Source organism: Pseudomonas sp. FG36 (genome assembly GCF_057809275.1).
Genome location: NZ_JBMDJQ010000061.1, coordinates 1 through 13,228, shown reverse-complemented (window position 1 = coordinate 13,228; position 13,228 = coordinate 1). Strand labels below are relative to the sequence as shown.

At 67.6% G+C, this 13,228-nt stretch carries 10 protein-coding genes; 9 read left to right on the top strand and 1 reads right to left on the bottom strand.

Annotation, left to right across the window (positions count from 1 at the left end):
• Positions 1–270: 270 nt before the first annotated feature.
• The 9 genes from ACODS9_RS25945 to ACODS9_RS25905 all read left to right on the top strand — a co-directional run bounded on the left by ACODS9_RS25945 (position 271) and on the right by ACODS9_RS25905 (position 12,645).
• Positions 271–1,230 (top strand): AAA family ATPase, encoded by a 960-nt coding sequence (locus ACODS9_RS25945; protein WP_011532987.1) that lies wholly within the window; start codon positions 271–273, stop codon positions 1,228–1,230.
• A gap of 4 nt (positions 1,231–1,234) precedes the next feature.
• Complete coding sequence (locus ACODS9_RS25940) at positions 1,235–2,179, top strand: DUF58 domain-containing protein (protein ID WP_489095076.1); 945 nt, start codon at positions 1,235–1,237, stop codon at positions 2,177–2,179.
• Complete coding sequence (locus ACODS9_RS25935; RefSeq protein ID WP_489095075.1) at positions 2,176–2,670, top strand: DUF4381 domain-containing protein; 495 nt, start codon at positions 2,176–2,178, stop codon at positions 2,668–2,670. The genes ACODS9_RS25940 and ACODS9_RS25935 overlap by 4 nt, the downstream gene beginning before the upstream one ends.
• Complete coding sequence (locus ACODS9_RS25930; protein WP_401112398.1) at positions 2,663–3,739, top strand: vWA domain-containing protein; 1,077 nt, start codon at positions 2,663–2,665, stop codon at positions 3,737–3,739. The genes ACODS9_RS25935 and ACODS9_RS25930 overlap by 8 nt, the downstream gene beginning before the upstream one ends.
• The gene (locus ACODS9_RS25925) at positions 3,736–5,454 is read left to right on the top strand and encodes a vWA domain-containing protein (RefSeq protein WP_401112395.1); all 1,719 of its coding nucleotides are present in this window, start codon (positions 3,736–3,738) and stop codon (positions 5,452–5,454) included. Before ACODS9_RS25930 ends, ACODS9_RS25925 begins: the two co-directional genes overlap by 4 nt.
• Entirely contained in the window at positions 5,451–7,076 is a 1,626-nt protein-coding gene (locus ACODS9_RS25920) for a BatD family protein (protein ID WP_401112392.1), read from the top strand. The genes ACODS9_RS25925 and ACODS9_RS25920 overlap by 4 nt, the downstream gene beginning before the upstream one ends.
• Before the next feature lie 96 nt (positions 7,077–7,172).
• Positions 7,173–8,411 carry an exonuclease SbcCD subunit D C-terminal domain-containing protein gene (locus ACODS9_RS25915; RefSeq protein WP_489095074.1) on the top strand — a complete coding sequence of 413 codons (1,239 nt, stop codon included), beginning with the start codon at positions 7,173–7,175 and terminating at the stop codon, positions 8,409–8,411.
• Entirely contained in the window at positions 8,408–12,052 is a 3,645-nt protein-coding gene (locus ACODS9_RS25910; RefSeq protein ID WP_489095073.1) for an AAA family ATPase, read from the top strand. The genes ACODS9_RS25915 and ACODS9_RS25910 overlap by 4 nt, the downstream gene beginning before the upstream one ends.
• Entirely contained in the window at positions 12,049–12,645 is a 597-nt protein-coding gene (locus ACODS9_RS25905) for a glutathione S-transferase (protein WP_489095072.1), read from the top strand. The genes ACODS9_RS25910 and ACODS9_RS25905 overlap by 4 nt, the downstream gene beginning before the upstream one ends.
• Positions 12,646–12,862: 217 nt before the next feature.
• On the opposite strand, the gene ACODS9_RS25900 is transcribed toward ACODS9_RS25905, so the two are convergent.
• Positions 12,863–13,039 carry a hypothetical protein gene (locus ACODS9_RS25900; protein WP_367858306.1) on the bottom strand — a complete coding sequence of 59 codons (177 nt, stop codon included), beginning with the start codon at positions 13,037–13,039 and terminating at the stop codon, positions 12,863–12,865.
• Positions 13,040–13,228: the final 189 nt, after the last annotated feature.

Below are 13,228 nucleotides of genomic sequence, written 5' to 3'. Positions count from 1 at the left end.
CGGCCTCCTGAAGTCGCAATTTGTGTCGCCTGAACTATCGCGCGCTTAGAAGCAAGGGCAAGAGCAACGGCAACGGCAAGATCGGGATCGGGATCGGGATCGGGATCGGGATCGGGATCGGGATCGGGACAGTCTTGCTCCCCAACCCATCCTTTACACGATTTTTGCAAACCCCCATTGGTCCCCGCCCCCCCGGATGGATTAAAGTATCCCCCCTCGCCCGGCATCCGCTCCCAGCGCGCCAGGGCCCATCCCCAGGAACCGTCAACGATGGAACACCGTGAGGCGCTGATCGCGCTGCGCACCTTTCTCTCTTCCCAGATCCTCGGCCAGGAAAAACTGGTCGAGCGCCTGCTGATCGTGCTCCTGGCCGACGGCCACATGCTGGTCGAGGGGGCCCCGGGCCTGGCCAAGACCAAGGCCATCAAGGAGCTCGCCGAGGGTATCGAGGCCCAGTTCCATCGCATCCAGTTCACCCCCGACCTGCTCCCGGCCGACATCACCGGCACCGAGATCTACCGCCCGGAAACCGGCAGCTTCGTGTTCCAGCAAGGCCCGATCTTCCATAACCTGGTGCTGGCCGACGAAATCAACCGCGCACCCGCCAAGGTGCAGTCGGCCCTGCTCGAGGCCATGGCCGAGCGCCAGGTCAGCGTCGGGCGCAGTACCTACGAGCTGTCGCCGCTGTTCCTGGTGATGGCCACGCAGAACCCGATCGAGCAGGAAGGCACCTACCCGCTGCCCGAAGCCCAGCTCGACCGTTTCCTGATGCACGTGAAGATCGGTTTCCCCGACGCCGCCGTCGAGCGGCGCATCCTCCTGCAAGCGCGGGGCGAGGCCCTGGGCGGCGAGGTGAAGCCCGAGCGACGGGTCAGCCAGCAGGCGATCTTCGCCGCGCGCAAGGAAATCCTCGGCCTGTACATGGCCGATGCAGTAGAGGAATACCTGGTGCAACTGGTGATGGCCACCCGTACCCCGGCCAAGTTCGACAGCGAACTGGCCGACTGGATCGCCTACGGCGCCAGCCCCCGCGGTTCGATCGCCCTCGACCGCTGCGCCCGCGCCCATGCCTGGCTGGCCGGGCGCGACTTCGTCAGCCCCGAGGATATCCAGGCGGTGCTGTTCGACGTGCTGCGCCACCGCATCATCCTGTCGTTCGAGGCCGAGGCGGCGGGGGTCGACCAGGACCGCGTGGTCCAGCGCATCCTCGACGTCGTCGCCGTCGCCTGACCCCATGCCCACCACGCAGCTGGCCGAACCCGGCATCCGCATCGGCCTGGCCGACCTGATCGACATGCGCCATCGCGTGCGCGAGATTCAGCTGTTCTCCCGGCCCGGCCAACGCAGCCCGCTGGTGGGCCTGCACCACTCGAAACTGCGTGGCCGCGGGGTGGACTTCGACCAAGTGCGGGTCTACCAGGCCGGCGACGATGTGCGCAACATCGACTGGCGTGTCACCGCCCGCACCCAGGAGCCGCACACCAAGCTGTTCCATGAAGAACGCGAACGGCCGATCTTCATCATGGTCGAGCAGAGCCAGCGGCTGTTCTTCGGCTCCGGGCTGATGTTCAAGTCGGTACTGGCCGCCCAGGCCGCCGCCCTGTTCGGCTGGGCCGCGCTGGGCCACAACGACCGTATCGGCGGGCTGGTGTTCGGCGACAACGAGCACCATGAGGTCAAGCCCAGGCGCAGCAAGCAGAGCCTGCTGCAACTGCTCAACCGCCTGGCCAAGATCAACCAGGCCCTGCACACCGAGGCCCAGCCCCAGGCCGACAGCCTGGGCCTTGCCCTGCGCCGGGCACGAGAGGTATTGCGCCCGGGCAGCCTGGCCATCGTCATCTGCGACGAACGCGCCCTCAGCGCCAGCGTCGAGCAACACCTGGCCATGCTGTCACGGCACTGCGACGTACTGCTGATGCCGGTCAGCGACCCGCTCGACCACGCCCTGCCCGCCGCCGGCCTGCTGCGCTTCGCCCAGCGCAGCGCGCAGCTGGAACTCGACACCCTCGACGCCAACCTGCGCCAGGCCTACCGCCAGCAAGCCGAGGCACGCATCGAGCGCTGGGAGCTGCTGGCGCAGAAACTGCGCGTGGTGCTGATGCCGCTGAGCACCCAGAGCGAAATGATCGAGCAGTTGCGTGAATACCTGAATGCACAGCGCCCTGGAGGCGCGAAATGAACCCGCTGGACCAGCTGCAGCCGCTGATCGCGCCAACCGCCATCGGCCTGTGGCCGCCCGCGCCCGGCTGGTGGCTGCTGCTGGCCATGCTGCCCCTGCTCGGCTGGGGCGCCTGGCGCCTGCGCCACTGGCGCCCGGGCAAGCGCAAGGTGGTACGCGCCGAACTGCCGCTGGACCCGATCCGCGTCGAGGCCCTGGCCGAACTGGCGCGCCTGCCGCGTCCCTATGACGGCGCGCCCGCCGGGGCCTGGCTGCAGCAGATCAACGCCCTGCTCAAGCGCCTGTGCCGTAATCACTACCCGGGGGCCAACAGCCATACCCTCAATGGCCGGCAATGGCTGGCGTTTCTCGACAACCGCTGCCCGGCCGCCGGCCTGACCCGCTGGATGGTGCTGGTCGAAGGCGCCTACAAGCCCGAGTGCAAGCTCGACGACAAGGCCATCGCCGGGCTCGCCCAGGCGGTCGAAACCTGGATCCGCAAGCATGTTTGAACTGGCCTGGCCGTGGATCTTCCTGCTGTTGCCGCTGCCCTGGCTGGCGCGCCTGCTGCTGCCGGCCGCCGACAGCGGCGAACCGGTGCTCAAGGTCGGTTTCCTTGACGAACTCGAGGGCCTGGCCGGGCGCCGTGCTCGCCTTAACCTGCCGACCTGGCGCCAGCAGGCACCGTTCATCCTGATCTGGCTGCTGTTGTTGCTGGCCTCCGCCCGCCCGCAGTGGCTGGGCGATCCGCTGCCGGTCTCGGCCAGTGGCCGCGACCTGCTGGTGGCGGTGGACGTGTCAGGCTCCATGGACTTCCCCGACATGCAGTGGAAGGACGACGAGATCAGCCGCCTGGATCTGGTCAAGGCACTGATGGGCGATTTCCTGCAGGACCGCCAGGGCGACCGCGTCGGCCTGATCCTGTTCGGCAGCCAGGCCTACCTGCAGGCCCCACTGACCTTCGACCGGCGCACCGTACGCACCTTCCTCGACGAGGCGCAGATCGGCATCGCCGGCAAGAACACCGCCATCGGCGACGCCATTGGCCTGGCTGTCAAACGCCTGCGCCAGCGCCCGGCGCAGAGCCGGGTGCTGATCCTGATCACCGACGGCGCCAACAACGGCGGGCAGATCCACCCGCTGACCGCCGCGCGCCTGGCGGCCCAAGAAGGCGTGCGCATCTACACCATCGGCATCGGCGCCAACCCCGAGGCCAGCGGCACGCCGGGGCTGCTGGGCCTGAATCCGAGCCTGGACCTGGACGAGGCCGCGCTCAAGGAGATCGCCGAAATCACCCATGGCAGCTACTTCCGCGCCCACGATGGCGCCGAACTGGACGCCATCGGCGACACCCTCGATCAGCTGGAGCCGGTGGCCCAGCAGCCGACCCAGGCGCGCACCGCCCATGAGCTGTACCCCTGGCCACTGGCACTGGCGCTGCTGCTCAGCGTGCTGCTGGTGGTGGCCGTGCAGTGGCCGGACAACCTGCTGCAACGCCTGCTGCGCAAACCGCGCTTCCTGCAGCCCCACCCGGAATGGCGCCAGCGCCTCAAGCGCCTGCGCCTGAGGAGGCGGCGATGATCGAACTCTGGCCGCAATGGCTGCGCCCGCTCTGGCTGCTGGTACTGCCGCTGCTTGGCTGGCTGCTGTTCAAGCTCTGGCACCGACGCAAGCGCGCCGGACGCTGGCAGTTGATCCTGCCGCAACCGTTCCACGCGGTACTGCTCGGCGGCGGCAGCGGCAGCACCAGCAAGCTGCCGTGGATCGCCCTGGGCCTGGCCTGGCTGCTGATCGTCCTGGCCCTGCTCGGCCCCAGCTGGCAACGCCTCGAGGAAACCCGCCAGCGCCCGGCCGACCCGCTGGTGATCCTGCTCGAACTGACGCCGCAGATGCTCGCCGAGGACAGCGCGCCGAACCGCCTGGAGCAGGCCCGACGCAAGGTGCTCGACCTGCTCGAGCATCGTCGCGACAGCCAGACCGCACTGATCGTCTATGCCGGCAGCGCCCACACCCTGGTGCCGTTGTCGGATGACCTGGGCACCACGCGCAACCTGCTCGAAGCCGTCGATCCATCGATCATGCCGCAGCCCGGCCAGCGCGCCGACCTGGCCGTGCGCAAGGGCCTCGCGCTGCTGGCGCAGAGCGGCCTGGGCCAGGGCCGCCTACTGTTGATCGGCTCGTCGCTGAGCGAGCTTGAACGCGAAGGCATACGCCAGGCCCTGGGCCGCCAGGGCCCGAGCCTGCTGATGCTGGGTGTCGGCAGTGCCGAGGGCGCGCCGGTGCGCCAGGCCAATGGCGAATACCTCAAGGACGAACAAGGTGGCATCCTTTTGCCACGCCTGGACAGCGCTTCGCTGAAGACCTTCATCGGTTCGACCGGCGGTCGCTATCGCCATGCCCGCATCGACGACCTCGACCTGCGCGGCCTGGGCCTGTTCGACAACCCGCGCCTGCTGCACAACGATGGCCAGACCCTGCAACTGGACAGCTGGGCCGATCAGGGTTACTGGCTGCTACTGCCCCTGCTGCTGCTCGCCGCCTGCGCCGGCCGGCGTGGCTGGCTGTTCTGTCTCCCCCTGCTGCTGGCCCTGCCGCAGCCGAGCCAGGCCTTCGAGTTCAACGACCTGTGGCTGCGCCCCGACCAGCAAGGCCAGCGCCTGCTGGAGCGGCAACGCCCCGCCGAGGCCGCCCGGCACTTCGCCGACAGCCAGTGGCGCGGCATGGCCCTGTACCAGGCCGGCGACTTCGAAGGCGCCGCCGCCGCGTTCGCCCAGGCCGGCACGGCAGCCGCCCACTACAATCGTGGTAACGCCCTGGCCCGCGCCGGCGAACTGGAAGCGGCGCTGGACGCCTACGAACAGGCACTGGAGCGCCAACCCGACCTGAAAGCCGCGCTGGACAACCAGGCGCTGGTCCAGCAACTGTTGCAACAGCGCCAGGCCAAGGCCGAGGAACAGCCGCACAACGCCGATGCCCGGGACACGCCCGGCAACGAGACCGAAGGCAACAGCAGCTCGACCAGCAGCCAGGCCCAGGGCGCTCCGGACAGCGACAACCCGGCACAAGGCCAGCAGAGCGGTGACAGCCAGGGCAATTCCCAGGCTCCGTCCGGCACTGCCGGCGGCGATGACGACAGCATCACCCAGCCGCCCCAGCGGCCGCTCTCCACCGCCCTCGACGCCGAACAGCGCCAGGCCCTGGAACAGTGGCTGCGGGAGATCCCCGACAATCCGGCGGAACTGCTGCGGCGCAAATTCTGGTATGAACAGCAATTGCATCAGGAAACCCCACGATGAGTCGCTTCGGCGTCTTTCTCCTAGGCCTGTTGTGGAGCCTCGCGGCCCAGGCCGAACCGACCCTGCAGGCCAGTGTCGACCGCACGCGCCTCGAGGCCGGCGAAACCCTGGAACTCACCCTCGAGAGCCAGGACGTGACCCAGTTCGGCAAGCCCGACCTGCGCACCCTCGAGCCGGATTTCGAGGTCCGCGGCACGCGCCAGCTCAACAGCCTGCACACCCTTGACGGCGAAACCCGCGCCAGCACCCGCTGGATCATCACCCTGCTGCCCCGGCGCAGCGGCAGCCTGCGCATCCCCGAGCTGCAACTGGGCCAGTCGCGCAGCCAGGCCATCGAGCTGCAGGTGCAGCAGGCCGACAGCCAGCGCCCGGACGCGGCCTCACAAGTGTTCGTCGAGGCCACCCTGGACAGCAGCGCAGTCTATGTCCAGGCCCAGGCCGTGCTGACCTTGCGCATCTACCATTCGGTGGCGCTGTACGACGACAGCAACCTCAGCCCGCTGCAACTGGAGAACGCCAAGGTCGACCCGCTGGGCGAGTCACGCACCTACGAGAAAGAAATCAACGGCGTGCGCCATGGGGTGATCGAGACCCGCTACGCCATCTACCCCCAGCAAAGCGGCAACCTTGACGTGCCGCCGCTGCGCTTCACCGCCACCGCCGCCGGCAATGGCGAGCAACCCGCCGGCACGCCAAGGGTCGGCCGCCAGGTGCAGGTCAGTTCGCTGCCGCTGCGCCTGACCGTCAAGCCGATTCCGGCCGGCTACCCGGCCGACCGCCCCTGGCTGCCGGCACGCAGCCTGACCCTGGAAGAACACTGGAACCCTGACCCGAACAGCCAGCCGACGCAGATCGGCGACTCGCTGACGCGCAACATCAGCGTGCGCGCCGAAGGCCTTTCAAGCACCCAGCTGCCGCCGCTGCCGGCCACCGAGGCCGCCGGCCTGCGCCGCTACCCCGACCAACCGTTGCTGCGCAACGAGATCGGCGAGCGCGGCATGGTCGCCAACCGTGAGGAACGCGAGGCGCTGGTGCCGACCCACGCCGGCGAGCTGGCGCTGCCGGCGTTGGAGGTGACCTGGTGGAACACCCGCGAGGACCACCTGGAGCACAGCAGCCTGCCGGCACGCACCCTGAACGTGCAGGATAATCCTGCGCTCAGCGCCGACACCCCGGTCGGCGACAGCAATATGGCCCCCAGCCTGCTCTGGCCCTGGCAGCTGGCTACGCTGGTGCTGGCGCTGACCACCCTGCTCGGTTTCACCCTGTGGTGGCGGGCCCGTTCGCAACCGGCGGTACTGCGGGCGGCACAGGCTGGCCCGAGCCCGCGCACGCTGCTCGACGACCTCAAGCGCGCCTGCCAGGCCAACGATCCGCAGGCCACCCGCCAGGCGCTGGACGCCTGGGCGCGGCAGCAGCCGGAAACCCTGGCCGAGATGGCGGCGCGCTTCGTGCCGTTGTCCGATGCGCTGGATGGGTTGAATGGTGCGTTGTACAGCGAGAGCGGCCAGTACTGGCATGGCGACGAGCTGTGGCGGGCGATCGGCGCCATACCGCCGGCCGAGCAGGTGCTGGCGCCGACGGGCGAGGCCAGTAGCCTGCCACCGCTGTATCCCAAGTAGCCTCATCGCGGGCCAAGCCCGCTCCCACAAGTCCGCGATGAGTTACCATACCGCCCAAATCCAAACGCCCCCTGCCGCTCACCCTACGGATCTTCCATGCGTCTGTTTCACACCTCCGACTGGCACCTGGGCCAGAGCCTGCATGGCCAGGAACGCGACTTCGAACACGCCTGCTTCCTCGACTGGCTGCTCGGCCAGCTGCGCCTGCGCCAGCCCGATGCGCTGCTGATCGCAGGCGACATCTTCGACACCGTCAATCCGCCGGTCAAAGCCCAGGAGCGCCTCTACGACTTCATCGTCCAGGCTCACGAGCAACAGCCCAAGCTGGACATCGTGATGATCGCCGGCAACCACGACTCCGGCTCGCGCATCGAGCTGCCGGCGCCACTGATGCGCCGACTGCGCACCCACGCCCTGGGCCGCGTGCACTGGCTCGACGAGGGCCAGCTGGACGCCGAGCGCCTGCTGATCCCGCTGACCAACGCCCGTGGCAAGGTCGCCGCCTGGTGCCTGGCCCTGCCCTTCCTGCGTCCCGCCGAAGTCACCGGGCCGGCGCTGGGTGACGACTACCTGCAGGGCATCACCCAGGTCCACGAGCAGTTGATCGCGGCGGCACAGAAGAAACGCAAGAAGGACCAGGCACTGGTCGCCATCAGCCATGCGCACATGGCCGGTGGCAGCATCTCGGAAGACTCCGAACGCAGCCTGATCATCGGCAATGCCGAGGCGCTGCCGGCGCGGCTGTTCGACAAGGCCATCGGCTATGTCGCCCTGGGTCATCTGCACAAGCCGCAGAAGGTCAACCGCGAGGATCGCATCCGCTACAGCGGCGCGCCGATCCCGCTGTCCTTCGCTGAAATCAACTACCCGCACCAGGTGCTGGAAGTGGAGCTGGAGGGCGCCGAACTGGTCAGCGTCGAGCCGCGCCCGGTGCCGCGTGCCGTGGCCCTGCAGCGGGTCGGCCCGGCACCGCTGGGCGAGTTGCTCGAACAATTGGGCCAGTTGCCGGTGATCGACCTGCTCGAAGACCCCAACCGCCAACCCTGGCTGGAGGTGCGGGTGCGCCTGGACGAGCCGCAGCCCGACCTGCGCCAGCAGATCGAGACCGCCCTGCAAGGCAAGGCTGTGCGCCTGGTGCGCATCAGCGCCGAGTATGCCGGCGCCGGGCGCCAGGAGGAGGATGAACAAGCCTTTGTCGAACTGGCGCAACTGACCCCGCAGGACCTGTTCGGCCGTGCCTGGCAGCAACAGTACGGCAACCCCGCCGACGAGCAGGCCCTGGCCGACTTTGCCGAGCTACTGCAGGACGTGCTGCAGGAAGAGGAACGACCATGAAGATTCTCGCCATCCGCCTGAAGAACCTGGCCTCCCTTGCCGGCCCCATCGACATCGACTTCACCGCCGAGCCCCTTGCCAGCGCCGGCCTGTTCGCCATCACCGGGCCGACCGGGGCCGGCAAGAGCACACTGCTCGACGCCCTGTGCCTGGCACTGTTCGGCAGCGTGCCACGCCTGAACGATATCGCCCGGGAAGCCAAGGTGCCGGACGCCGACGGCGAGATCCCCACCTCCGACCCACGCAACCTGCTGCGCCGTGGCACTGGCAGCGGCTTTGCCGAGGTGGATTTCATCGGCATCGACGGCTGCCGCTACCGCGCCCGCTGGGAAGCCAATCGCGCCCGCGAGAAAGCCACCGGCAAGCTGCAGAACAGCCGCCAAAGCCTCTACGACCTGGACAGCGAGCAGTTGCTGGGTAGCGGCAAGAACGAATACAAGCAGTTGGTCGAGGCCCGACTGGGCCTGAATTTCGAGCAGTTCACCCGCGCGGTGATGCTGGCCCAGAGCGAGTTCGGCGCCTTCCTCAAGGCCGACGACCGTGAGCGCAGCGAGTTGCTGGAAAAGCTCACCAACACGGCGATCTACACCCGCCTCGGCCAGCGCGCCTTCAGCAAGGCTCGGGAAACCGGCGAGGTTCACAATGACCTGAAGAAGCAGGCCGAGCACCTGCTGCCAATGGACGCCGAAGCCCGCGCTGCCCTCGACCAGGAACTGGAACTGGCCCAGCAACAGTTCAAAGCCGACCAGTCGCGCCAGCGCCTGCTCGAGCAACAGCGCACCTGGTTCGAAGAACAGCAGCGCCTGCAGGCCCAGCACCATGAGGCCGGCACTGCCCTGCAAACCGCCGAGCAGGCGTGGCAGCAACTGGCCGAGCAGCGCGTCGACCTGCAACGCCTGGAGCGCCTGGCGCCCCAGCGCCACCAGTTCCATCGCCAACAGCACCTGGCCGCGCAACTGGCCCCGGTGCAGGCGGATATCGACCAGCAACAACGCCAGCAAAGCGACCTGCAGCAACATATCGACGCACTGCAGCAGTCCCTCGAGGCCGCCCGCCAGCACCTGGGCCAGCAGCAGGCCCTGCAAGGCGAAAACGCTCCACGCCTGCGCCAGGCCTTCGCCGCTCAAGGCGACATCGCACGCCTGGACAAGGACCTGGCTGAACAGCGCGAAGCCTGTAACCAGGTCGAGCAGGAGGCCAGCGCGGGCCAGCAGCAGCTGCAACAGCTGGAGGACCATCAGCAGCGCAGCCAACAGCAGCTGTCGCAGATGGATGCCGCCCTGGCCGAAAGCCAGCACCTGGGCGGCCTCGCCGACGCCTGGCAGGCCTATCTGCCACAACTCAAGCAGGTCATGCTGATCGGCGGCCGCCTGGCCAAGGGCCGCGAAGAGCTGCCCGGGCTGCAGGCCCAGGCCAGCCAGGCCAACGCCCAACTGCAAGCGCAACGCGAGCATTTCGAACTGCTGTTCCGCGAAGCCGGTGCCGAACCCGATGCGTTGGTCGAGCAGGTCGATCTGCTCGGCGCCATGCTTCAGGACAACCGCAAGCAACAGCGCGCCGTCGAAGAGCTGAGCCGCCTGCATGGTCGCGAGCAGGAACTGCGCCAGGCCATCGCCGCCCTGCGTGAACGCCAGCAGCAAGCCATGCAGCGGCGCCAGCAACTGATCGGCGAAGGCACCGCGGCCAAGGCCGAGCTGGAAAGCGCCGAGCAAGCGCTGACCCTCACCCGTCAATTGCTCGAGCGCCAGCGCCTGGCGCGCAACACCAGCGTCGAGGAGCTGCGCGCGCAACTGCGCGACGGCGAGCCTTGCCCGGTCTGCGGTAGCGCCGAACACCCGTTCCACCAGCCCGAAGCGCTGCTGCACAGCCTTGGTCGGCACGACCAGGCCGAGGAAGAGGCGGCGCACAAGCAAGTCGAGCAGCTCAATGGCAAGCTGGTAGAGCTGCGCACCGAACTGGGCGTGGTCAATGCCCAGCTCAAGGATTACCAGCAACAACAGCAGCAGCTCGGCGAGCAGTTGCAGCCTGTGACCGAACAGCTCCAGGCCCATGCCCTGTGGCCGGCGCTTGCCCCGCAGGACGACGCGGCCCGCGGCAAGTGGCTCGATGGCCAGTTACGCCGCCTCGGCGAGGAGATCGACCGCGACGAGAAGCGCCAGGGCGCCCTGCTCACCTTGCAGAAGGATGCCGCTCGCCTTACCCAGCAATTGCAGGCCGCAGGCGAGGCCCAGCAACAAGCGCAGCGTCACCTCGACCAGCAGCACCAGGCCCTGGCCGCCGACGCCCAGCAACTGGAACAAAGCCTCGACGACCTGGGCAGCGTGCTGCCCCAGGACATTCTCCAGGCCCTGCGCGACGACCCGGCCAACGCCTTCCTCGGCCTCGACCAGCAGATCGCCCAGCGCCGCCAACAACTCGACCTGCGCAAGGACGAGCAGGAAGAGCAACAGGCCCGTCAAGTCCAGCTCGACAAGCTACGCGACCAGCAACAGGCACGCCTGCAAGGGCAGCAGCAACTGCAACAGAAACTCGCCGCGCTCGACGAGCAACACCAGCAGGCCCGCGCCACCCTGGGCGAGCTGCTCGGTGAACAGCCCAGCGCCGAAGCCTGGCAACAGCACATGGACACTCAGCTGGAACAGGCGCGCAGCGCCGAAGCCGACTGCGCCCAGAAACTGCAAGCGCTGCACACCCAAAGCGTGCAGCTGGCCAGCGACCTCAAGGCCAACCAGCAGCGCCAACAGGCCCTGGAACAGGAGCATCAGCAGTTGCAGGGCGAGATCGCCCACTGGCGCAGCGCGCACCCTGAGTTGGACGATGCCGGCCTTGACCGCCTGCTGGCCATCGACGATGCCCAGCTCGGTGAATTGCGTCAGCGCCTGCAAAGCGCGGAGAAGGCCATCGAACAGGGCCGCGTGCTGCTCCAGGAACGTGAACAACGCCTGCAGCAACATGCCAGCCAGGCCCACGGCGAATTGCCGGCGGAAGAACTGGAACAAGCACTCAGCGAGCTCCAGCAGCAGCTGGCCGCTCAAGAACAAGGCTGCGCCGAACTACGCGCGCGCCAGGCCGACGACCAGCGCCGTCAGCAGGCCAGCCAGGCCCTGGCCGAGCAGATCGAGCAGGCCTACCAGCAATGGCAGCGCTGGGCGCGCCTGAATGCGCTGATCGGCTCGGCCTCGGGCGATGTGTTCCGCAAGATCGCCCAGGGCTACAACCTCGACCTGCTGCTGCACCACGCCAACAGCCAACTGCGCCAGTTGGCCAAACGCTACCGCCTCAAGCGTGGCGGCAGCGCGCTGGGCCTGCTGGTGCTGGACACCGAGATGGGCGACGAGCTGCGCTCGGTGCACTCGCTGTCGGGCGGCGAAACCTTCCTGGTCTCCCTGTCGCTGGCCCTGGGCCTGGCGTCGATGGCCTCCAGCACCCTGCGCATCGAATCGCTGTTCATCGACGAAGGCTTCGGCAGCCTCGACCCCGAGTCGCTGCAACTGGCCATGGACGCCCTCGACGGTCTGCAGGCCCAGGGCCGCAAGGTGGCGGTGATCTCTCACGTGCAGGAGATGCACGAACGCATCCCGGTGCAGATCCAGGTGCGCCGTCAGGGCAATGGCCTGAGCGATGTCGAGGTGTGCGGGTGATTCTCTACTCGTTCCGCCGCTGCCCCTGGGCCATGCGCGCACGCCTGGCGCTGCGCTACGCCGGGTGCGACGTGCAGGTGGTCGAGGTAAAGATGAAGGAAAAGCCCGCCGAACTGCTGGCACTGTCGCCCAAGGGTACGGTGCCGGTGCTCGATACCGGGAATGGCGTGCTGGAGGAAAGCCTCGACATCATGCGCTGGGCGCTCGACCGGCACGACCCCGAAGACTGGCGCCTGCTGGCCGACCCGGCGGCGGCGCGCCAGGCCGACGCGCTGATCGCCCGCAACGACAGCGCGTTCAAGGCGCAGGTGAACCTGTACAAGTATGCCGAGCGCTATCCGGAGTATTCCCGGGCCCAGTACCGCGCCCAGGCCGAGCCCTGGCTGGCCGAGCTGGAAAGCCTGCTTGAAGGCAGGCCCTGGCTACTCGCCGAGCACCCGAGCCTGGCCGACGCCGCCTTGCTGCCCTTGATGCGCCAGTTTGCCGGGGTCGAACCGCAATGGTTCGCCGAGGCTGCTTATCCGCGGCTGCGGAGCTGGCTTCAGGGCTGGCTGGGGTCATCCTTGTTCAAGGCCGTGATGGCGAAGCCATAGTGCCCCACGCGACACACTGCAGACCGCAGGAAAAAGCGTCGTTCGTCCTGCGTTTTTTCCTGCGGTCCGCTACTCACAACGCCAGAATCGGCGCGGACATCAGCAACAGCACTACCGCCGTGATACGCCACATCATGCTCTGCCCCTTTGGCGAGTCAAAAATTTAGCGTCAAATTAAATCACATGGCTTTGTGCTATTACCAATGGCTTTACACACTCAATTGGAGTGCTTGCTCAAGGCGGCATGGAAATGCGCGCTCTGTTGCAGGTACTTCTGGGTGTAGCTGTGGGTGCTCGAGGCCTTGGCACCCTGCTCCGCCTGGGCATGGGCTGGCAGAACGACGGAGGCAGAGATGGCGGAGGCGGCGATGAGTGGGAAGAGATTGAAGTTCATGCTGGCAGACCTCTACTTCGGTGGTTGACGTTGGCCCGTCGTGGGCCTTGGGTCAAAACTTACGCCGATGGGTCCGCCTGTAAAAATTCATTGCGACAGTAGCCATTATCATGGCCATTGATAATTAAGGCGTAGGGACAACAACGTGGGAGCGGGCTTGCCTCGCGATCGCAGGGCCGGCCTAATCGC